Annotated in this window: 17 protein-coding genes; 9 read left to right on the top strand and 8 right to left on the bottom strand. The window is 69.9% G+C overall.

What is annotated here, in order from left to right:
* The first annotated feature begins 97 nt into the window (after positions 1-97).
* The 4 genes from ACWD10_RS23875 (at position 98) to mshC (ending at position 3695) form a co-directional block, all read left to right on the top strand.
* Positions 98-802, top strand: a complete 705-nt coding sequence (locus ACWD10_RS23875; protein ID WP_451094179.1) for a histidine phosphatase family protein — start codon at positions 98-100, stop codon at positions 800-802.
* Between the two features lie 110 nt (positions 803-912).
* The gene (locus tag ACWD10_RS23870) at positions 913-1503 is read left to right on the top strand and encodes a DUF3090 domain-containing protein (RefSeq protein ID WP_451094177.1); all 591 of its coding nucleotides are present in this window, start codon (positions 913-915) and stop codon (positions 1501-1503) included.
* Complete coding sequence (locus tag ACWD10_RS23865; RefSeq protein WP_451094176.1) at positions 1467-2327, top strand: SCO1664 family protein; 861 nt, start codon at positions 1467-1469, stop codon at positions 2325-2327. Before ACWD10_RS23870 ends, ACWD10_RS23865 begins: the two co-directional genes overlap by 37 nt.
* 138 nt (positions 2328-2465) lie before the next feature.
* Positions 2466-3695 carry a cysteine--1-D-myo-inosityl 2-amino-2-deoxy-alpha-D-glucopyranoside ligase gene (gene mshC / locus ACWD10_RS23860; RefSeq protein WP_451094174.1) on the top strand — a complete coding sequence of 410 codons (1230 nt, stop codon included), beginning with the start codon at positions 2466-2468 and terminating at the stop codon, positions 3693-3695.
* A 232-nt stretch (positions 3696-3927) separates the two neighbouring features.
* Here the strand turns inward: mshC and ACWD10_RS23855 are convergent, their stop codons facing one another.
* Together ACWD10_RS23855 and ACWD10_RS23850 are read right to left on the bottom strand one after the other, a co-directional pair.
* Positions 3928-4983 (bottom strand): PAC2 family protein, encoded by a 1056-nt coding sequence (locus tag ACWD10_RS23855; protein ID WP_451094172.1) that lies wholly within the window; start codon positions 4981-4983, stop codon positions 3928-3930.
* Positions 4984-5143: 160 nt separating this feature from the next.
* Positions 5144-5815: a FadR/GntR family transcriptional regulator gene (locus tag ACWD10_RS23850; RefSeq protein ID WP_451094170.1), complete on the bottom strand. Its 672-nt coding sequence runs from the start codon at positions 5813-5815 to the stop codon at positions 5144-5146.
* A gap of 125 nt (positions 5816-5940) precedes the next feature.
* On the opposite strand from ACWD10_RS23850, the gene ACWD10_RS23845 reads away from it, so the two are divergent.
* Positions 5941-6813, top strand: coding sequence for a maleylpyruvate isomerase family mycothiol-dependent enzyme (locus tag ACWD10_RS23845; protein WP_451094168.1), 873 nt, complete (start codon positions 5941-5943; stop codon positions 6811-6813).
* Between the two features lie 86 nt (positions 6814-6899).
* Here ACWD10_RS23845 and ACWD10_RS23840 read toward each other — a convergent pair whose 3' ends face one another.
* The 4 genes from ACWD10_RS23840 to ACWD10_RS23825 all read right to left on the bottom strand — a co-directional run bounded on the left by ACWD10_RS23840 (position 6900) and on the right by ACWD10_RS23825 (position 12214).
* Positions 6900-8531, bottom strand: coding sequence for an FAD-dependent oxidoreductase (locus tag ACWD10_RS23840; RefSeq protein WP_451094166.1), 1632 nt, complete (start codon positions 8529-8531; stop codon positions 6900-6902).
* 58 nt (positions 8532-8589) lie between these two features.
* Entirely contained in the window at positions 8590-10167 is a 1578-nt protein-coding gene (gene glpK, locus ACWD10_RS23835) for a glycerol kinase GlpK (protein WP_451094164.1), read from the bottom strand.
* An 81-nt stretch (positions 10168-10248) separates the two neighbouring features.
* Positions 10249-11061, bottom strand: coding sequence for an MIP/aquaporin family protein (locus ACWD10_RS23830; protein ID WP_451094162.1), 813 nt, complete (start codon positions 11059-11061; stop codon positions 10249-10251).
* A gap of 388 nt (positions 11062-11449) precedes the next feature.
* Complete coding sequence (locus tag ACWD10_RS23825) at positions 11450-12214, bottom strand: IclR family transcriptional regulator (protein WP_451094160.1); 765 nt, start codon at positions 12212-12214, stop codon at positions 11450-11452.
* 360 nt (positions 12215-12574) lie between these two features.
* Here ACWD10_RS23825 and metH point away from each other — a divergent pair, with 360 nt between their 5' ends.
* The 4 genes from metH to ACWD10_RS23805 all read left to right on the top strand — a co-directional run bounded on the left by metH (position 12575) and on the right by ACWD10_RS23805 (position 20658).
* Entirely contained in the window at positions 12575-16090 is a 3516-nt protein-coding gene (gene metH, locus ACWD10_RS23820) for a methionine synthase (RefSeq protein WP_451094158.1), read from the top strand.
* Positions 16091-16346: 256 nt separating this feature from the next.
* Positions 16347-17060, top strand: a complete 714-nt coding sequence (locus ACWD10_RS23815; protein ID WP_451094156.1) for an HAD family hydrolase — start codon at positions 16347-16349, stop codon at positions 17058-17060.
* Positions 17061-17417: 357 nt separating this feature from the next.
* Positions 17418-19022 (top strand): ABC transporter substrate-binding protein, encoded by a 1605-nt coding sequence (locus ACWD10_RS23810; protein ID WP_451094154.1) that lies wholly within the window; start codon positions 17418-17420, stop codon positions 19020-19022.
* Positions 19023-19065: 43 nt separating this feature from the next.
* Entirely contained in the window at positions 19066-20658 is a 1593-nt protein-coding gene (locus ACWD10_RS23805) for an ABC transporter substrate-binding protein (protein WP_451094152.1), read from the top strand.
* 42 nt (positions 20659-20700) lie between these two features.
* On the opposite strand, the gene ACWD10_RS23800 is transcribed toward ACWD10_RS23805, so the two are convergent.
* Both ACWD10_RS23800 and ACWD10_RS23795 read right to left on the bottom strand, forming a co-directional pair.
* The gene (locus tag ACWD10_RS23800; RefSeq protein WP_451094150.1) at positions 20701-21372 is read right to left on the bottom strand and encodes a response regulator; all 672 of its coding nucleotides are present in this window, start codon (positions 21370-21372) and stop codon (positions 20701-20703) included.
* A 15-nt stretch (positions 21373-21387) separates the two neighbouring features.
* Positions 21388-22290 carry a RecB family exonuclease gene (locus ACWD10_RS23795; RefSeq protein ID WP_451094148.1) on the bottom strand — a complete coding sequence of 301 codons (903 nt, stop codon included), beginning with the start codon at positions 22288-22290 and terminating at the stop codon, positions 21388-21390.
* Positions 22291-22318: the final 28 nt, after the last annotated feature.

Genomic DNA, 22318 nt, shown 5'->3' with positions numbered 1-22318 from the left:
ACCGGGCCCCGCCCTAGGGCTACCGCGGCCACGGCGGCCCTCCTTCTGTACCCCACGCGCCGCCCACACCCCGAGCCTCAGGCCCTAGGGTGAGGTCATGCCCACGCTGATCCTTCTCCGGCACGGACGGTCCACCGCCAATACCGCCGGGCTGCTCGCCGGCTGGACACCGGGCGTCGGCCTCGACGAGCACGGCCGCACCCAAGCGGCGGCGCTGCCCGCACGGCTCGCCGAGGTCCCCCTCGCCACCGCCGTCACCAGCCCCCTGCAGCGCTGCCACGAAACCCTCGCGCCGCTGCTCGCCGCCCGCCCCGAACTCGTCCTGCACAGCGAGGAGCGCATCGGCGAGTGCGACTACGGCGACTGGTCCGGCCGCAAGCTCGCCGAACTCGCCGACGAGCCCCTGATGGAGGTCGTCCAACGGCACCCCTCCGCGGCCGCCTTCCCTGGCGGCGAGTCCATGCGGGCCATGCAGAACCGCGCGGCCGAAGCGGTACGCGAGTGGAACGCGCGCGTGGAGCGGGACTTCGGCGAGGACGCCGTCTATCTGATGTGCTCGCACGGCGACATCATCAAGTCCCTTGTCGCGGACGCCCTCGGACTCCACCTGGACCTTTTCCAGCGCATCTCTGTAGAGCCGTGTTCGGTCACCGCCATCCGCTACACCAGGCTGCGCCCCTTCCTCGTACGCCTGGGCGACACCGGCGACCTCGGGTCCCTCGCACCGCGCGAGAAGCCCGCCGGTGAACCCGCCCCCGATACCGGCGACGCCGCGGTGGGCGGCGGTGCGGGAGCACCGTGATCGCCACCCGCAGTAGGGTGAACACGTCCGACTGTGGCCCCGGCCGCAGCACTTGAAAGCCGGTCCCGGACTTCCGCAGGACCTTAAGAGAGCGAGGGAGTGGCCAGGACGTGTCCCGTCAGGTGTTCCTCTACGACCCGCCGGAACGCTTTGTGGCCGGTACCGTCGGGCTCCCCGGACGCCGAACGTTCTTCCTCCAGGCGTCGGGCGGCGGCCGCGTCACCAGCGTGTCCCTGGAGAAGACGCAGGTCGCCGCGCTCGCCGAGCGCATGGACGAGCTGCTGGACGAGGTGGTGCGGCGCAGCGGCGGCAGCGCCCCCGTACCCGCCGTGGCGCCCACCGAGATCGCCGACAGCGCCCCTCTGGACGCACCCGTCGAGGAGGAGTTCCGGGTCGGCACCATGGCCCTCGCCTGGGACGGCGACGAACAGCTCATGGTGGTGGAGGCCCAGGCCCTCGTCGAGCTCGAGGCCGAGGACGACGAGGACCTCGCCGAGGCCGAGGAGCGACTGCTGCAGGACGACGAGAACGGCCCGCCCATGCTGCGGGTCCGGCTCACCGGCGCACAGGCCAGGGCCTTCGCCAAGCGCGCCCTGGACGTCGTGAACGCCGGCCGCCCGCCGTGCCCCCTGTGCAGCCTGCCGCTCGACCCGGAAGGACACGTATGCCCGCGTCAGAACGGATACCGTCGCGGCCTGTGAGCCCGGTGGCAGGCGGCGCCGGAGCCGCTGTCGATCCGCTCACCCTGCTCACCCACGGCGAACTCACCGTCAACGGCCGTATCGCCGGGGCGTCGAACGCGGTACTCCACTGCACGGTCGCGTACGAGGGCGAGCGCGCCGACTGCGTGTACAAACCCGTCGCCGGGGAGCGGCCCCTGTGGGACTTCCCCGACGGGACGCTCGCCCAGCGTGAGGTCGCGGCGTACGAGGTTTCCCGGGCCACCGGCTGGGACCTGGTGCCGCCGACCGTGCTGCGCGACGGCCCGTACGGCGAAGGCATGTGCCAGCTGTGGATCGAGCCCGCACCGCAGGACGGCACACCCGGCCTGCTCGCGCTCGTGGACCGCGAGGAGCCCGAGGACGGCTGGAAGGCCATCGGCTTCGCCGAGGTCGAGGAGGGCCGCACCGCGCTCCTCGTACACGCCGACGACCCGCGCCTGCGCCGCCTCGCCGTGCTCGACGCGGTGATCAACAACGCCGACCGCAAGGGCGGCCACCTGCTGCCCGCGCCCGACGGCCGGATCTACGCCATCGACCACGGCGTCACCTTCAACGTCGAGGACAAGCTGCGCACCCTGCTGTGGGGCTGGGCCGGAGAGCCGCTCACCGATGAGGCGGTGACGGTGCTCGGCGCCCTCGACGCCGCGCTCGCCCCCGGCGAAGCGCTCGCCACCCGCCTCGGCAAGCTGATCACCGAGACCGAGCTGACCGCGCTGCGCGAACGCGTGGCCGGACTCCGGACCGACGGGCGGCACCCGGCGCCCAGCGGCACCTGGCCGGCGATCCCCTGGCCCCCGGTGTAGCGCTCCCCGCATCCACCCGGAGCGGCCCGTACCTGATCGGGCCCCTGCACTTTTCCGGCCAATGCGCAAGAGGGCCGAACCGGCCAAGAGCACCGGTCCGGTTCGTATCCGGAACATGCATCCGGTTACGCTCGAACCATGCATGCCTGGCCCGCTACCGAGGTCCCCGCCCTGCCTGGCAAGGGCCGCGACCTCAGCATCCACGACTCCGCGACCGGTGGGCTCGTCACCCTCGACCCCGGTCCCGTCGCCCGTATCTACGTCTGCGGCATCACCCCGTACGACGCGACCCACATGGGTCACGCGGCGACCTACAACGCGTTCGACCTCGTTCAGCGCGTGTGGCTCGACACCAAGCGGCAGGTTCACTACGTCCAGAACGTGACCGACGTGGACGACCCCCTCCTCGAGCGGGCCGTGCGCGACAGCATCGACTGGACCGCACTCGCCGAGCGCGAGACGGCACTGTTCCGCGAGGACATGACCGCCCTGCGGATGCTGCCGCCGCAGCACTACATCGGCGCGGTCGAGGCGATACCCGGGATCGTTCCCCTCGTCGAGCGGCTCCGCGACATCGGCGCCGCCTATGAACTCGACGGTGACACCTACTTCTCCGTCGAGTCCGATGCCCACTTCGGTGAGGTCTCCCACTACGACGCCGCCACCATGAAGGCGCTCTCCGCGGAACGCGGCGGCGACCCCGAGCGGCCCGGCAAGAAGAACCCGCTCGACCCGATGCTCTGGATGGCCGCCCGCGAGGGCGAGCCCAGCTGGGACGGCGGCAGCCTCGGCCGCGGCCGCCCCGGCTGGCACATCGAGTGCGTGGCCATCGCCCTCGACCACCTCGGCATGGGCTTCGACATCCAGGGCGGCGGCTCCGACCTCGCCTTCCCGCACCACGAGATGGGCGCCTCGCACGCCCAGGCCCTGACCGGCGAACACCCCTTCGCCAAGGCGTATGTGCACGCCGGGATGGTCGCCCTGCACGGCCAGAAGATGTCCAAGTCCAAGGGCAACCTCGTCTTCGTCTCCCAGCTGCGCCGCGACGGCGTCGACCCGGCCGCGATCCGGCTCGCGCTGCTCGCCCACCACTACCGCGCCGACTGGGAGTGGACCGATCAGGTGCTCGAGGACGCCGTGGCCCGGCTCGGCCGCTGGCGCGCCGCCGTCTCGCGGCCCGACGGGCCGAGCGCGGACGCCGTAGTCGAGGAGATCCGCGCGGCGCTCGCCGAGGACCTCGACTCGCCCGCCGCGCTCGCGGCCGTCGACCGCTGGGCCGCCGCCCAGGACGCCACCGGCGGCACGGACGAGGGGGCGCCCGGCGTGGTGTCGCGCGCCGTGGACGCACTGCTCGGCGTGGCGCTGTGACCCGCTCTACTTAAGTACTGCTGCACAAGTACGGCTGCATAAGTACGGCGCACAGGAGTACGTCTCCACAGAAGTACGGGGCCGGACGGGACTGATCCGTCCGGCCCCGTACTGCGTCCGAAGGTTCGCAACGCTCCGAAGGCGCGCCATGAGCGGTAAAGGCCCCGTAGGAAGAGGTGATGTGGCGGGGTGTCAAAGGCAGTTGACACCCCGCCAGGGAGCGAGAAAGGACCTAGTCCTCGGCCGGTCCGTCCGTCGGCGTATCGCCGTCGGACGGGGAGTCTCCGCCCTCCGGTTCCTGGGACGTCTCCGGGGGCGTCGGCGGCTGCTCGGCCGGGAGCCGGCGCGGCCTGGTGCGGCCGCTCGGGCTGTCCCGCAGGAACGATGAACTGCCGTCGCCGCTCTCCGTCGCGTGCCCGGGCCCCGCACCCGGCCCCGGGCCAGGCCCGCCGTCACGGCGGCGCAGATAGCGCTCGAACTCACGGGCAATGGCCTCGCCGGACGCCTCGGGCAGCTCCGCGGTGTCCCGCGCCTCCTCGAGCGTCTGGACGTACTCCGCGACCTCGCTGTCCTCGGCGGCCAGCTGGTCCACGCCGAGCTGCCAGGCCCGGGCGTCCTCCGCCAGCTCGCCCAGCGGGATGCGCAGGCCGATCAGGTCCTCGAGCCGGTTGAGCAGGGCCAGGGTCGCCTTCGGGTTCGGCGGCTGCGACACGTAGTGCGGCACGGCCGCCCACAGCGACACCGCCGGGACGCCCGCGTGCGTGCACGCCTCCTGGAGGATGCCGACGATGCCCGTCGGGCCCTCGTACCGGGTCTCCTCCAGGTTCATGGTGCGCGCCAGGTCCGGGTCGGAGGTGACGCCGCTGACCGGCACCGGCCGGGTGTGCGGGGTGTCGCCGAGCAGCGCGCCCAGGACCACCACCATCTCCACGCCCAGCTCGTGCGCGAAGCCGAGCAGTTCGTTGCAGAACGAGCGCCAGCGCATGGACGGTTCGATGCCCCGGACCAGGACCAGGTCGCGGGGCTTGTCGCCGCCCACCCGGACCACGGAGAGGCGCGTCGTCGGCCAGGTGATCTTGCGGACGCCGCCGTCCAGCCAGACCGTCGGGCGGTTGACCTGGAAGTCGTAGTAGTCCTCGGCGTCGAGCGCCGCGAACACCTCGCCCTTCCACTCCTTGTCCAGGTGCGCGACCGCGGCGGAGGCGGCGTCGCCGGCGTCGTTCCAGCCCTCGAACGCGGCCACCATGACCGGGTCGACCAGCTCGGGAACCCCCTCGAGCTCGATCACCCAGTGCCTCCTTCCGACGTGCCTTACGTACGCCTCAACCTTACGGCGTCTCAAGGGGGCCACCGCAGCCCCCGTGCACGTCCGGAGCGCTTCTGTACGGAGTCTTTGCTGGCTCTCCGGGCGATTGGAGAGCGATGCCGTAAACGTCCGATGTTCAATGTCACAAACTGGAGCGCAACCACTGCTCCACGCTCGCGATATGCACCGTCGCCCACGACCTGGCCGCCTCCGCGTCCCGGTCCCGCAGCGCGGTCAGGATCATCCGGTGCTCGTGCAGCGTCCGGCTGACCGCGTCCTCCTGGGTGATCCCGCGCCAGAGCCGGGCCCGCGTGGTCGGCCCCGACAGGCCGTCCAACAGCGAGCAGAGCACCGAGTTGCCCGAGGAGCGCACGATGCGGCGGTGGAACTCCAGGTCGCAGGCGACCAGCTCGGCCACCGAGGGCGCCGGACCCAGGGCCTCCAACTGGGCGCCGAGACCGTCTAGTTCGGCCTCGGCGATGTGCGCGGTGGCCAGCGCCGTGGCTGCCGGTTCCAGGATCCGCCGTACCGCGAGGAACTCGAGCACCGTGTCGTCACGGTGGAAGTCGACCACGAAGCTCAGCGCCTCAAGGAGCAGTTGCGGATCCAGACTTGTGACGTACGTGCCGTCGCCCTGCCGCACGTCGAGGATCCGGATCAGGGCCAGGGCGCGCACCGCCTCGCGCAGCGAGTTCCGGGACAGGCCAAGCTCGGCGGCGAGTTCGCTCTCCTTGGGCAGCCGGTCGCCCGGCCGCAGCGCACCCGAGACGATCATGCCCTTGATCTTCTCGATCGCCTCGTCGGTGACGGCCATCGCCCGACCTCCGGTCAACTCAGACGGAAACGCAGACAAACGCAGGCAAGCATAGGCAAGCGCAGGCAAGCACAGACAAGCAAATGTCCGATGTATCAAGGGCATTATGGGGCTACCGTGGCGCCATGAGTGACCCCGCAGGAATCGAAGATTGCTGCTCCACGATCCTCGACCAGACCGGACTCCTGTGTTCCGTCGTGCGGGACGCCGATCTGACGCTGCCGGTCCCGACCCTGCCCGGCTGGAACCTCGGGAACCTGCTGCGCCACATCGGCGGCACACAGCAGTGGGCCGAACTCGCCGTCCGTACGCGTGCCACGGCTCCCGTACCGCACGACGACCTGGTGAACGACGTGACGGGCCACGACGACAAGGACCCCGGCGTCCTCACGGAGTGGCTGACCGGGACCGCGGGCCGACTCGTAGCGGCACTGCGCGAAGCCCCCGCGGACGCGCCGGTGTGGGCGCCCGCACCGCCGCGCACCCCGTTGTTCTGGGCCCGGCGCCTGGCCGTCGAGGCGATGGTGCACCGGTACGACGCGGCGCGGGCCGCGGGCGCCCCGTACCGCCTCGAACCGGCCGCGGCGCTGATCGGCCTGGACGAGTGGATGGCGATGAGCGTGCTGCCGCAGGCGGCCGAGCCGGAGGCCCGCCGTGAACTCCTCGCGCCGGGACGGACCTTGCACCTGCACGCCACCGACGCCGCACCGGCGGAGACGGGCGAGGCGGTCGAGTCGGTCGAGTCGGGGGAGTGGCTGCTCGACCTGTCCGGGCCGGACATCGCATTGCGGCGCGCGCACGAGAAGGCCACGGTCGCCGTGCGCGGCCCGGCCGCCGAACTGCTCCTGCTCGTCTACGACCGCCGTGACCTCGACGGCGACGGCGACGGCGGCGGAGACGGCGACGGCGATGGCGGTAGTGATGTGGCGGTCTTCGGCGACGCGGCGCTGTTCACGCAGTGGCGCGAAACGGTCAGTTTTTGGACGCGTAAGAAGTAGTGCCCGAGCATGCGTAAGGGGCGGTCACCCATGGCGACCGCCCTTTACAACTGCCCTTATGAGAGACAACTGCCCCTACTGGAGCGTCACTTCTTGCCGTCGAGCATCGACTGCACCTTGCCCCGCACCTCGTCCGTGGCCAGGCCGCGGATCGTCAGGGTGGTACGGCGGCGCAGCACGTCGTCCGCGGTCTCGGCCCACTCGTGGTCCCGGGCGTAGGCGACCTGGGCCCAGATCTCCGGGGCGTCCGGGTGGATCCGCTGGGCCAGGGCCGGGTCCTCGTTGGCCAGGCGGGCGATGTCGAAGGAGAGCGAGCCGTAGTGCGTGGCCAGGTGGCGCGCGGTGTCCTCGGCCATCTGCGGGCCGGACGCGCCGTCGACACCATCGACGAGCAGCCGGTGCGTGACGGCGTTCGGGTTCGAAATGCCCGGCAGCGGAAGCTTCTTGGGCAGCTGCGAGATCGGCTGCATGCCCTCGCCGAGCGGGTGCCCGGGCAGCTCGGCCAGCTTGTTCATGATCGTACGGCCGATGTGGCGGAAGGTCGTCCACTTGCCGCCCGCGACCGACAGCATGCCGCCCTTGCCTTCGGTCACGACCGTCTCGCGCTTGGCCTTCGAGGTGTCGCCGGGGCCGCCCGGGAGGACTCGCAGACCGGCGAAGGAGTACGTGATCAGGTCGCGGGACAGCTGCTGGTCCCGGATCGAGAACGCGGCCTCGTCGAGGATCTGCGTGACGTCCTTGTCGTTGACGGCGACGTCGCGCGGGTCGCCCTCGAACTCCTCGTCCGTCGTACCGAGAAGCAGCATGTCCTCCCACGGCAGGGCGAACGTGATGCGGTACTTGTCGATCGGGGTGGCCAGCGCGGCCTTCCACGGGGCGGTGCGCTTGAGCACCAGGTGGGCGCCCTTGGAGAGGCGGATGGACGGCGCCGCGTTCGCGTCCTCCATCTTGCGCAGGTGGTCCACCCAGGGGCCGGTGGCGTTGAGCACCAGGCGGGCGTTGACGCCGAACTCGTCGCCGGACGTACGGTCCTTGAGGTCGGCGCCGCTGACCCGGCCCTCGGTGAAGCGAAGGCCGGTGACCTCGGCGTGGTTGAGGACGACCGCACCGGCCTCGACGGCGGCGCGGACCGTCATCAGGGCCATGCGGGCGTCGTTCATCTGGTCGTCGCCGTACACGGCCACGGCCTTGAGGTTGTCGGTGCGCAGCTCCGGCACGTCCTGCGCGGCCTTGGCGGGCGAGAGCAGGTGACCGACGCCGTCGCCGAAGGCCGACAGGGCGGAGTAGGCGAAGACGCCCGCACCGAGCTTGGCCGCGCCGTGCGGGCCGCCCTTGTACACCGGCAGGTAGAAGGTGAGCGGGTTGGCCAGGTGCGGCGCTACCTGGCGGGAGACCGCACGCCGCTCGAAGTGGTTCTCCGCGACCAGCTTCACGGCGCCGGTCTGCAGGTAACGCAGGCCGCCGTGGAGCAGCTTGGAGGAGGCCGACGAGGTGGCACCGGCGAAGTCACCGGCGTCCACCAGGGCCACCCGCAGCCCGGCCTGCGCGGCGTGCCAGGCGGTGGAGATGCCCAGGATGCCGCCGCCGATCACGAGCAGGTCGTACGTCGCCTTGGCCAGCTGTTCACGGGTCTCGGCGCGGCTGGGTATCGAACCGCCCGCCGGGTGCAGCCCGAGCGAGGGGTAAGCCGGGCCGCTCTGCAGGGTGGGGGTGGTCATGGTGGTGTGCTCCTCGTCAGCTCGTCCTCATCGAGGCCGAGGGCCGGTTCGGACCGGCTCAGTCCTCGGCGGATTCCTCGTCGAGCCAGCCCATGGTCCGTTCGACGGCCTTGAGCCAGTTCTTGTACTCGTGGGCCCGCTGCTGCGGGTCCATGCGGGGGGTCCACTCGGCGGCCCGGCGCCAGTTGGCGCGCAGGGCGTCGGTGTCCGGCCAGAAGCCGACGGCGAGGCCGGCGGCGTAGGCCGCACCGAGGCAGGTCGTCTCGGCGACCATCGGGCGCACCACGGGCGCGTCCGTGAAGTCGGAGATCGTCTGCATCAGCAGGTTGTTGGAGGTCATGCCGCCGTCGACCTTGAGGGCCGCGAGGTCGACGCCGGAGTCCTTGGTCATGGCGTCGGTGATCTCACGGGTCTGCCAGGCGGTGGCCTCGAGCACGGCGCGGGCGATGTGCGCCTTGGTGACGTACCGGGTCAGACCGGCGATCACACCGCGGGCGTCGGAGCGCCAGTACGGGGCGAACAGGCCGGAGAAGGCCGGGACGAAGTAGGCGCCGCCGTTGTCCTCGACCGAGGACGCGAGCGTCTCGATCTCGGCGGCGGACTGGATCAGGCCCATCTGGTCGCGCATCCACTGCACCAGGGAGCCCGTGACGGCGATCGAGCCCTCGAGCGCGTAGACCGGCTTCTGGTCGCCGATCTGGTAACCGACCGTGGTGAGCAGGCCGTTGTACGAGTTGACGGGCTTGTCCCCGGTGTTCATCAGCATGAACGTGCCGGTGCCGTACGTCGACTTGGCCTCGCCCGTGTCGAAGCAGGTCTGGCCGAAGAGCGCGGCCTGCTGGTCGCCGAGCGCGGAGGCGACGGGCACGCCGTCGAGGGCGCCGCCCTTGGCGGTGCCGTAGACCTCGGCGGAGGACTTGATCTCCGGCAGGACCGCGGCCGGGATGTCCATCGAGGCCAGGATGCGCTCGTCCCAGGCCATCTCGTTGAGGTTCATCAGGAGGGTGCGGGAGGCGTTGGTGACGTCGGTGACGTGGTGGCCGCCGTCGACGCCGCCGGTCAGGTTCCAGATGACCCAGGAGTCCATGGTGCCGAAGAGGATGTCGCCGCGCTCGGCGCGCTCGCGCAGGCCCTCGATGTTGTCGAGCAGCCAGCGCACCTTCGGGCCCGCGAAGTACGAGGCGAGCGGCAGGCCGGTCTCGCGCCGGAACCGGTCCTGGCCGACGTTGCGGCCGAGCTCTCGGCAGAGGGCGTCGGTGCGGGTGTCCTGCCAGACGATGGCGTTGTGCACCGGCTCGCCGGTGTTCTTGTCCCACAGCAGCGTGGTCTCACGCTGGTTGGTGATGCCGATCGCCTTGACGTCGGCGGAGGTGATCCCGGCCTTGGCGACGGCCCCGGCGACCACGCTCTCGACGTTGGCCCAGATCTCCTTGGCGTCGTGCTCGACCCAGCCCGGCTTGGGGAAGATCTGCTCGTGCTCGCGCTGGTCGACCGAGACGATCCGGCCGTCCGTGTCGAAAACGATGCAGCGGGACGAGGTCGTGCCCTGGTCGATCGCGGCAATGAACGGCCCTGCGCCGTGGGAATGGGCGCCTGCGCCGTGGGAGTGGGTCCCGGTGGTGTGTGCGTCGGTCACTGTGTGCTCCAAAGGTCTTTGGTACGGCGGTGCGGTGCGGGCTCGGCGGCCGGTTCCAGTCCGGCCGCCGGGCCCGATCGGTCAGACGAAGGCGACGTTATAGATGCCGCCCGCGAGGGCACCGCCGATCAGCGGGCCGACGACCGGCACCCAGGCGTAGCTCCAGTCCGAGCCGCCCTTGTTGGGCAACGGCAGCAGGGCGTGGACGATACGGGGGCCGAGGTCACGAGCCGGGTTGATGGCGTAACCGGTGGGGCCACCGAGGGACAGGCCGATGCTGACGACCACGAAGGCGACGACCATCGCGCCGAGTGGGCCGAGGCCGTTGCCCTCGTTGTTCAGGCCCTGCGTGAGGATCGCCAGAACGAGCACCACAGTGGCGATGATCTCGGTGGCGAGGTTCTGCGCGGCCTTCCGGATCTCCGGAGCCGTGGAGAAGATGCCGAGCACCGGGCCGGGCTCGCCGGACTGCTGCGCAGCCTGAGCCAGCTGCTTGTCCGCGACGGCCGTGTCCTGAGCACCGGGGCCGCCGACGAGCTCACGGTCGGTGAGGTGGGCCTGGAACTGCCCGTAGTACGTGATCCACACGAGTGCGGCGCCGATCATGGCGCCGAACAGCTGCGACACCAGGTAGAGCGGTACGTCGCCCCACTCCGTGCCGCCCTGGATGGCGAGGCCGACGGTGACGGCCGGGTTGAGGTGAGCGCCGGAGACGCCGCCCGCGAGGTAGGCCGCGGTCAGCACCGCGAAGCCCCACCCGAAGGCGATGGCGACCCAACCGGCGTTCTGCGCCTTGGAACGCTTGAGAGTGACGGCGGCGCACACGCCGCCACCGAGCAGGATGAGCACGGCGGTACCGATGGTCTCGCCGATGAAGATGTCGGAGCTGGACACCCGCGACTCCTTTGTCCTTCGTCCGGGAAGGCGAACCACGGGTCCCGCCGGTGGTTCGCGCCCTCAGGTGAGAGCGTTTGCTCGATCCGCCTGCGACACCCTACCCCGTATTGCCGGTAGGTGTTCGACAATGCCGACCGATGCACGGCAGTTTTGCCCCAGGATTAACTTGCCGTCAAGACTCCCGAGCCGGTAATCGCGATCGTTACCCGGTCCCTTCCCATCAGCTGGAAGAGGGCGTCACGGGCGGGTGTGAGGCCCCTACTGAGGGTGGAGCAGAGGCGGGGAAAAGAAGCCCGTCCGGCGATTGAGGACGAGCCCGCAGGGTGATGTGCGGGGCGGTCCGCCCCAGGGCCGGACCGCGTACGACGCAAGACCGCCGCGTACGTCAGAAGCGGCCGGCGCCCAGGTCCCGGGAGACGGCGCGCGCGCAGTCGCGCACCGCCGCGATCAGCTCGGAGCGCAGCTCGCCGTCCGCGCACACCCGCTCCACCGCTCCCGTGACGCCGACCGCCCCGACGGGCATCCGCCGCCGGTCGTGCACCGGCGCCGCGATCGAGGCCACGCCGTCCCAGGTCTCCTCGACATCGGCGGCCCAGCCGCGCGCCCTGGTCAGGTCGAGCACGTCCTCGAAGGAGTCGAGCGCGGTGATGGTGCGGGCCGTGAGCTGCTTGCGCTCGACCTCCACGGCCTCGCTGTGCGCCACCGGGTCGTACGCCGAGAGCACCTTGCCCAGGGCCGTGGAGTGCAGCGGCTGCATCGCGCCGACCTCGAGGACCTGTCGACTGTCGTCAGGCCGGAAGACGTGGTGCACGATCAGGACGCCCTGCTGGTGCAGCACCCCCAGGTAGACGCTCTCGCCGCTGGCCCGCGCCAGGTCGTCCGTCCACACCAGGGCGCGGGCGCGCAGCTCGTGCACGTCCAGATAGCTGTTGCCGAGCCGGAGCAGCTCGGCGCCGAGCTGATAGCGCCCGGAGGCGGCGTCCTGCTCGACGAAGCCCTCCTGCTGAAGGGTGCGCAGAATCCCGTGCGCCGTCCCCTTCGCGAGGCCGAGAGTCGAGGCGATGTCGGAGAGGCCGAGGCGGCGCTCGCCGCCCGCGAGTAGCCGGAGTACGGCGGCCGCGCGCTCCAGCGACTGAATGTTCTTCGCCATCGCGTCCGCTCCCTTCGTCGTCGTCCTGCGTCCTGCGCCCTGCGTCCTGCGTCCGTCGTCCGTCCCGCCGTCCCCCACGTGGGTCGTCGCGTCGCGTGGGCGCAGTGGTGCGCGCCGTAGGCCGTTCGACAATGCTGAACACTATCGGCCGTTACCGAACTTCTCCTAATGGGCGGCGAAGACTTTCTACTGGTAGCTGCCCCTGCATACACACGCCGCCCCCTAGAAAAGCGCTAGAGACCCGGTCCGCCCGCTGGACACCCTTCCCAAAGCGACCATGGTCGTGGATACCCTGGCCGGGTGCGCTGTCCACCGGGACGGTGCAAAGCCGACAGCCGTCGCACCCCAGGGAGCATTTCCATGGCCTCGCAGCCGAAGCCCGCACCTTCGAGCCCGACCCGCGCAGACGCCCTGCGCGAAGCACTCGCCACCCGTGTGGTGGTGGCCGACGGGGCGATGGGCACGATGCTCCAGGCGCAGGACCCCACCCTCGACGACTTCGAGCAGCTCGAGGGCTGCAACGAGATCCTCAACGTCACCCGCCCCGACATCGTGCGCACCGTGCACGAGGAGTACTTCGCGGTCGGTGTCGACTGCGTGGAGACCAATACGTTCGGGGCGAACTTCGCGGCGTTGGGTGAGTACGACATCGCGCACCGGATCTTCGAGCTGTCCGAGGCGGGTGTACGGATCGCCCGTGAGGTCGCGGATGAGTTCACGGACAGGACGGGGCAGCAGCGCTGGGTGCTCGGCTCGATGGGCCCCGGTACCAAGCTGCCGACGCTGGGCCATGCCCCGTACACCAAGCTCCGTGACGCGTATCAGGAGAACGCGGAGGGCATGATCGCGGGCGGCGCGGACGCGCTGCTCGTGGAGACGACGCAGGATCTGCTGCAGACCAAGGCGTCGATTCTGGGTGCGCGCCGGGCGCTCGAGGCGACCGGTGTGAACCTGCCGGTGATCTGCTCGGTGACGGTGGAGACGACGGGCACGATGCTGCTCGGCTCGGAGATCGGCGCGGCGCTCACGGCGCTCGAGCCCCTTGGCATCGACATGATCGGCCTGAACTGCGCGACCGGCCCGGCGGAGATGAGTGAGCACCTGCGCTACCTGGCCCGGCACTCGACGGTCCCGCTGTCCTGCATGCCGAACGCCGGTCTCCCGGTCCTGGGCAAGGACGGCGCGCACTACCCGCTGACCGCCGGGGAGCTGGCGGACGCGCAGGAGACCTTCGTCAACGAGTACGGCCTCTCCCTGGTGGGCGGCTGCTGCGGTACGACCCCGGAGCATCTGCGGCAGGTCGTCGAGCGGGTCCGGGGCACGGCGCCGACCGAGCGGGAGCCGCAGCCGGAGCCGGGCGCGGCCTCGCTGTACCAGACGGTGCCGTTCCGGCAGGACACGTCGTACATGGCGATCGGTGAGCGGACGAACGCGAACGGGTCGAAGAAGTTCCGTGAGGCCATGCTGGAGGCCCGCTGGGACGACTGTGTGGAGATGGCCCGCGACCAGATCCGCGAGGGCGCGCACATGCTGGACCTGTGCGTGGACTACGTCGGCCGCGACGGCGTCGCCGACATGGAGGAGCTGGCCGGACGCTTCGCGACGGCCTCCACTCTGCCGATTGTCCTGGACTCGACCGAAGTGGACGTGATCCAGGCGGGTCTTGAGAAGCTGGGCGGCCGCGCGGTCATCAACTCCGTCAACTACGAGGACGGTGACGGCCCCGAGTCCCGCTTCGCGAAGGTCACGCGCCTGGCCAAGGAGCACGGTGCCGCGCTGATCGCGCTGACGATCGACGAGGAGGGCCAGGCCCGCACCGCCGAGCACAAGGTCGCCGTCGCCGAACGCCTGATCGCGGATCTCACCGGGAATTGGGGGATCCGTGAGTCGGACATCCTCATCGACACCCTGACCTTCACGATCTGCACGGGTCAGGAGGAGTCCCGCAAGGACGGCATCAACACCATTGAGGCCATCAGGGAGTTGAAGCGCCGTCATCCCGATGTCCAGACGACGCTCGGCCTGTCCAACATCTCCTTCGGCCTCAACCCGGCCGCCCGCATCCTGCTCAACTCCGTCTTCCTGGACGAGTGCGTCAAGGCCGGTCTGGACTCCGCGATCGTGCACGCCTCGAAGATCCTGCCGATCGCCCGCTTCGACGACGAGCAGGTCCAGACGGCCCTCGACCTGATCTACGACCGGCGCTCGGCCGACTATGACCCGCTCCAGAAGCTGATGGCCCTGTTCGAAGGCGCCACCGCCAAGTCGTTGAAGGCGGGCAAGGCGGAGGAGCTGGCCGCGCTGCCGCTGGACGAGCGCCTCCAGCGCCGCATCATCGACGGCGAGAAGAACGGCCTCGAGCAGGACCTCGAAGAGGCCCTCACCGAACGGCCCGCCCTGGACATCGTCAACGACACCCTGCTCGCGGGCATGAAGGTCGTCGGCGAGCTCTTCGGCTCCGGTCAGATGCAGTTGCCGTTCGTGCTCCAGTCCGCCGAGGTCATGAAGTCGGCGGTGGCGTATCTCGAGCCGCACATGGAGAAGTCCGACTCCGAGGGCAAGGGCACCATCGTGCTCGCCACCGTGCGCGGAGACGTCCACGACATCGGTAAGAACCTCGTCGACATCATCCTGTCCAACAACGGCTACAACGTGGTCAACCTGGGCATCAAGCAGCCCGTCTCCGCGATCCTGGAGGCCGCCGAGGAGCACAAGGCCGATGTGATCGGCATGTCCGGGCTCCTGGTCAAGTCCACCGTGATCATGAAGGAGAACCTGGAGGAGCTCAATCAGCGCAAGATGGCCGCGGATTACCCGGTCATCCTCGGTGGAGCGGCGCTCACCCGGGCGTACGTCGAGCAGGATCTGCACGAGGTCTACGAGGGCGAAGTCCGCTACGCCCGTGACGCGTTCGAGGGCCTGCGACTCATGGACGCCCTCATCGCCGTCAAGCGCGGCGTCCCCGGCGCGACCCTGCCGGAACTGAAGCAGCGCCGCGTCAAGGCCACCACGAATGCGGTCGTGGAGGAGCGTGCCGAGGCCGAGGGCCCGGTCCGTTCCGACGTGGCCACCGACAACCCGGTCCCCGAGCCGCCGTTCTGGGGCACCCGGGTCGTCAAGGGCATCCAGCTCAAGGAGTACGCCTCCTGGCTCGACGAGGGCGCCCTGTTCAAGGGCCAGTGGGGCCTCAAGCAGGCGCGTACCGGTGACGGGCCGACGTACGAAGAGCTGGTGGAGACCGAGGGGCGGCCGCGGCTTCGCGGCCTGCTCGACGAGCTGCAGACCAAGAACATGCTCGAAGCGGGCGTGGTCTACGGCTACTTCCCGTGCGTCTCGGAGGGCGACGACCTCGTTCTGCTCGACGACAGCGGCACCGAGCGGACCCGGTTCACCTTCCCGCGCCAGCGCCGCGGCCGCCGCCTGTGCCTGGCCGACTTCTTCCGGCCGCGGGAGTCCGGCGAGACCGACGTCGTGGGGCTCCAGGTCGTCACCGTGGGGTCGAAGATCGGCGAGGCCACGGCCGAGCTGTTCGCGTCGAACTCCTACCGCGACTACCTCGAACTGCACGGCCTGTCCGTCCAGTTGGCCGAGGCCCTGGCCGAGTACTGGCACGCGCGCGTGCGCTCCGAGCTCGGCTTCGCGGGCGAGGACCCGGAGGAGATGGCGGGCATGTTCGACCTCAAGTACCGCGGCGCGCGCTTCTCGCTCGGCTACGGCGCCTGCCCGGATCTGGAGGACCGCGCGAAGATCGCCCAGCTTCTCGAGCCGGAGCGGATCGGCGTCAAGCTGTCGGAGGAGTTCCAGCTCCACCCCGAGCAGTCCACCGACGCCATCGTGATCCACCACCCGGAGGCGAAGTACTTCAACGCTCGCTAAAGCCGGGGGCAACGCTGGCTGAGTCGGGCCAACGCTCGCCAAGGCCGGGACAGAGCGCCGCTTGAGCCCCGCGCCCCTTAGGGGGCGTGCGGCGCTCATTGCGGCAATTCTCACAGGCGGTTTCGCCGATCGAGTCGTACACTGGTCGGTCCAGCGCAGGCCGGTTGTCTTCTCTCACGGGATCTCATGAGATCTCACGGGATCCCCCGCGGGAGAAGACGGCCGGCCTTCTCGTCCCTCACGGAGGTGTGCCCGGATGACCAGTACGGTCCCCGCAGTCGGTACCCGTACGGCCGAAGGCTCCACGCTTCAGGCCGTGCTCCTCGACATGGACGGCACCCTGGTGGACACCGAAGGATTCTGGTGGGACGCCGAGGTCGAGGTCTTCGCCCGCCTTGGCCACACCCTCGACGAGTCCTGGCGGCACGTCGTGGTGGGCGGCCCGATGAGCCGTAGCGCCGGGTTCCTCATCGAGGCCACCGGCGCCGACATCACCCTGGCCGAGCTGACCGTACTGCTCAACGAGGGCTTCGAGGACCGCATCAGCCGCACCCTGCCCCTGATGCCGGGAGCCGCCGAGCTGCTCGCCGAACTCGCCGCCCAGGACGTGCCGACGGCCCTCGTCTCCGCCTCGCACCGGCGCATCATCGACCGCGTCCTGCACTCGCTCGGCCCGCAGCACTTCGCCCTGACCGTCGCCGGTGACGAGGTGTCGCGCACCAAGCCGCACCCGGACCCGTATCTGCTCGCCGCCGCCGGACTCGGCGCCGAACCGGGCCGCTGCGCCGTCGTCGAGGACACCGCCACCGGAGTCGAGTCCGCGGAGGCCGCCGGCTGCCGGGTCGTCGCCGTACCGTCGGTGGCGCCGATCAGGCCGGGCACCGGGCGCACCATCGTGGACTCGCTCGAAGACGTCGACCTGCGTTTTCTGCGGAATCTGATGACGACACCGATGACGTCACCGAACTGATCCCCGGGCCCGTCCAGCGTGTTCCGCAAAGCGCACACGGAGTGACGTTGCTCACTCCGTGCGGACTCGACATGCGGCCGCGTGTGTGCTGACGGCCGGTGTGGGCGGGTGTTCAGAGGGGCAATCTGTCCCGATTCCTTGCCCCATGCGCGAAACCTTCCCGCGTCCGGATATCGGTGCGTCCACAGCCGTTGCCGCTGCGTGATGAGGGCCCAACTCCGGTTCCCCTCCGTTCCCTTCGGTCGCCCTGTCGGCGCGGACTAACCTCCTCGGAGAGAACATCGCCTGAACTCCCGTGCCCCGCACACACCCCAGTCGCGGACCCCACGGGGGAACGAACGCTGGAGAACTCCGAGCATGAACCGCAAGACTCTGGTGCTGCCTGCCGTGATCGGCCTGCTCACCCCCGTACTGGCCGCCTGCGGTGGCCCGGCCGGTGGGGACAAGGACGGCGACGCCATAGTCGTGGGCACCACCGACCAGTTCTCCGCCTCCAGCGACTCCCCGGCGCCCTTCGACCCGGCGTACGCCTACGACTCCAGCTCCTGGAACGTCCTCCGCCAGACCCTGCAGACCCTCATGCGGCTGCCCCGCGGCGGCGGCGAGCCCGAGCCCGAGGCGGCCGAGCGCTGCGGCTTCACCGACAACGGCAACGAGCGCTACGCCTGCACGCTCCGCAAGAACCTGAAGTTCTCGGACGGCAGCCGCGTCACCGCCGACGACGTCAAGTACTCCATCGACCGGCTCCTCGGCATCAAGGACAAGAACGGCCCGGCCGCGCTGCTCTCCAACATCGACACCATCGAGGTCGACGGCTCCCGCCACGTGGTCTTCCACCTCAAAACGGGCGACGCCACCTTCCCGTACAAGCTGGCCACCCCCGCCGCGGGCATCGTCAACCCCGAGCTGTACGACAAGGACCGGCTGCGCAGCGGCTTCGAGGTGGACGGCTCAGGCCCGTACACCATGAAGGCCGAGGTCGAGAAGAACCAGCTCGTCAAGGCGGTCTTCACCAAGAACCCTTACTACGAGGGCGAGTTGGACCCCAAGAGCGACAAGCTGGAGCTGCGCTCCTTCGACAGCGCCGACGCCATGGGCGACGCGCTGCAGAGCGGCGACATCGACGTAATGGCCCGCGCCATGTCGCCGAAGCAGATCAAGGAGCTCGCGGTCAACGCGGACGACCGGATCGAGTTCGTCGAGATGGACGGCCTCGAAATGCGCTACCTCGCCTTCCACACCGACAAGCCCCAGGTCGAAAAGAAGGCCGTCCGCCAGGCCATGGCCCAGCTCATCGACCGCGGCGAGCTCACCGCGAAGGCGTACAACGGAACCGCCGAGCCGCTCTACTCCCTGGTGCCCGCCAGCATCACCGGGCACACCAACTCGTTCTTCAACAAGTACGGCGAGCCGAGCACCACCAAGGCCCGAGCCATCCTCAACAAGGCCGGTATCGACACCCCGGTCCGGCTCACCCTCAACTACACCTCGGACCACTACGGCGACGCCACGAAGACCGAGTTCGAGCTGATGAAGAAGCAGCTCAACGACAGCGGCCTGTTCGACGTGGACATCAAGGGCACCCAGTGGCTGAAGTTCCGGCCCGCCGAACTCGACGGCAAATACGCCGTGTTCGGCATGGGCTGGTTCCCGGACTTCCCCGACGCGGACAACTTCATCGCGCCCTTCCTCGACAAGGACAACTTCCTCGCCTCGCCGTACGCCAACCGCACCATCCGCGAGGAGCTGATCCCCGAGTCCCGCCAGGAGACCGACCGGCTCGCCGCGTCCAAGAGCATCGAGCGGGTGCAGGACATCGTCGCCGAGGACGTCCCGGTCCTGCCGCTCTGGCAAGCCAAGCAGTACGTCGCCGCACGGGACGACATCACGGGCGTGCAGTGGTCCCTGAACAGCTCCTCCAACCTACAGCTGTGGGAGCTCGACCGCGGCGTCAGCGAGTAACTGGTTTAACCGGTCATACGAGTTCAACAAGCACAAGGACGAAATGAACCTGCGCACCCCCCACTGGCCTGCCCCGCTGCTCGCGGCCGGCCTCGCCGTCGGCCTGCTCACCGGCTGCGGCACCCAGAGCGGCGACTCCGCCGCCGATGGCACCGGCATCGTCATGGGGATGTCCGACGACGTCCTCGCCACCGACCCGGCCGCCGGTTACGACCCCGGCTCCTGGATGCTCTTCAACAACGTCTTCCAGTCCCTCCTGAGCTTCCCCAAGGGCAGTACGCAGCCGGAGCCCGAGGCCGCCGAGGAGTGCGGCTTCACCGGCTCGGGCGCCCGCGTCTACCGCTGCACGCTCCGCGACGACCTGCGGTTCAGCAACGGACACGAGCTCACCTCCAAGGACGTCAAGTACTCCTTCGACCGCACCCGGAAGATCAACGCCGCCGACGGCCCCGCATCCGCCATGCTCGGCTCCATCGACCGTATCGACACCCCCGACGCCAAGACCGTCGTCTTCCGCCTCAAGGGCGACGATGCCACCTTCCCCAGCAAGATCGCCTCCGGCGCCGGGTCGATCGTGGACCACCGCGAGTACCCCGCCAACCGGCTGCGCACCGACAGCAAAGCGGTCGGCTCGGGCCCGTACACCCTGGAATCCTTCGGCCGCGACCAGGCCGTCTTCAAGGTCAACCCCGAGTACCGCGGCACCGCGAAGCACCACAACAGCGGCGTCACCCTGAAGTTCTTCCACGACGACCGCGCCAAGCTGAAGGACGCCCTCCTCGACGGCTCGATCGACCTCGCCTACCGCGGGCTCGCCGCCTCCGACATCGCCGACATCGAACAGGGCGACACCGCCGAGCACGCCAAGGTGGAGGTCGTCGAGGGCAGCAGCGCCCAGGTGCAGCACCTGGTCTTCAACACCGAACACCCGGTCGCGGGCAAGACCGGCGTCCGCAAGGCCATGGCGTATCTCCTCGACCGCGAGGCGCTGGTCGACAAGGTCCACCAGGGCACCGCGACGCCGCTGTACTCGATCATCCCGTCCGGCATCGCCGGGCACACCACCGCCTTCTTCGACACCTACGGCGGCCGCCCGCAGCGCGCCAAGGCCGAAGAGGCGCTGCGCTCCGCCGGCATCTCCGGCAAGGCGAAGCTGACGCTGTGGGGCACCCCGGCGCGCTACGGGCCCACCACCCAACAGGAGTTGAAGGCCATCGCCGGCCAGCTCAACGCCAGCGGCCTCTTCGACGCCGACGTCAAGTCCGTGCCGTTCGACGAGTACGAGAAGGACATCAAGGCCGGAAAGTACGGCGTCTACGTCAAGGGCTGGGTGCCCGACTACCCGGACCCCGACAACTTCACCCAGCCGTTCTTCGGCCCCGGCAACGTCCTGGGCAACAAGTACGAGAACGCCACCATCACCGGCAAGCTCATCCCGGACACCGCCGCCATCAGCCAACGCGCCAACACCGAGGAGGAGTTCGGCAAGCTCCAGGACATCGTGGCCAAGGACCTGCCCGTCCTGCCCGTCTGGCAGGGCAAGCAGTACGCGGTGGTCGGCGAGCGCCTCTCCGGCGCCGAATGGTGCCTGGACGCGTCGACCGTCTTCCGCTTCTGGGAACTCAAGAAGGGCTGAGCCCACGCTGGGCCGCTGCACGCAGCGGCCCAGCGGTGTCCCTCACTGCGCGCCGGGCCGCACCAGACCGCTCTCGTACGCGTACACCGCCGCCTGCACCCGGTCGCGCAGCCCCAGCTTGGTCAGCACATGACCCACGTGCGTCTTGACCGTCGTCTCGCTGACGAACAGGTCGGCCGCGATCTCCGCGTTGGACAGGCCACGCGCCACCAGCTTCAGGACCTCGACCTCCCGCTCCGTCAGCGTGTGCAGCGTGTCCGGCACCGGCTCCTCGCCGGACGGCAGATGACCCGCGTACTTGTCGAGCAGCCGGCGCGTGATGCTCGGCGCCAGCATCGCCTCGCCCGCGGCGACCACCCGGATCGCCTGCACCAGCTCGTGCGCCGGAGCGTCCTTCAGCAGAAAGCCGCTGGCCCCGGCCTTCAACGCCTCCACCACGTACTCGTCCAGGTCGAACGTGGTCAGGACAAGCACCTTCGCCGGGCCGTCCCGCCCCGGACCGGTGATCTGCCGGGTCGCCTCGACGCCGTCCATCCGGGGCATGCGGATGTCCATCAGGACCACATCCGGCTGCAGCGCACGGACCTGGTCGAGGGCCTGAAGCCCGTCCCCGGCCTCGCCGACGACCGCGAGGTCCTGCTCGGCCTCCAGAATCATCCGGAAACCGGTGCGCAGCAGCGGCTGGTCGTCCACCAGCAGGACCCGGATCGCCACGTCAAATCTCCTTCGCTAGACCGCGCCCATTCTGCCCTGCTCCCCGCCACCGGACTCGGGCGCCCTCACCGGAAGCGGATACGGCGGGGGAGTCCCACCGAACTCCGGACAGACCTCCTGGTGATCGCACCAGCCGCACAGCTTCGAACGGCGCGGCCGCCAGTCACCCGTCTCGGTGGCCTGCCGGATCGCGTCCCACAGGGCGTGCAGCTTGCGCTCCACCCGCTCCAGGTCCGCCACCACCGGGTCGTACGTCAACACGTCACCACTGCCCAGATAGACCAGCTGCAGACGGCGCGGCACCACACCCTTGAGCCGCCACACCACCAACGCGTAGAACTTCATCTGGAACAGCGCACCCTCGGCGTACTCCGGCCGCGGCGCCTTGCCCGTCTTGTAGTCGACGATGCGGACCTCGCCCGTCGGCGCCACGTCGACCCGGTCGATGATGCCGCGCAGCTTGAGCCCCGACTCCAGCTCCGCCTCCACGAACAGCTCGCGCTCCGCGGGCTCCAGACGCGTAGGGTCCTCCAGCGTGAACCACCGCTCGACCAGGCTCTCGGCCTGCGCCAGCCACGCCGCTATCCGCTGCCCGGCCGCCTCCTCGTCCGCGTCCGCGAACAGCTCCGTCAGCTCCGGCTTCGCCGCCCGCAGCCGGTCCCACTGGCCCGGAATCAGCGCCTTCGCGCGCGGCGCGGTGCGCTCGGCCGCCGGGGCGTCGAACAGCCGCTCAAGGACCGCGTGCACCAGCGTGCCGCGGGTCGCGGCCTCACTGGGCTTCTCGGGACGCTTGTCGATGACCCGGAAGCGGTAGAGCAGCGGGCACTGCATGAAGTCCCCGGCCCGGGACGGCGAGAGCGACGCGGGGGGAGCGGCGGCCGCTGTGACGTCGAGACTGGCCTCGGAGCTGTTGTCCATGGCGAAGACCCTACGGCCCGCCACTGAC

This window comes from Streptomyces sp. NPDC002851 (genome assembly GCF_053591935.1).
This window is presented reverse-complemented; position numbering and strand designations above follow the sequence as displayed.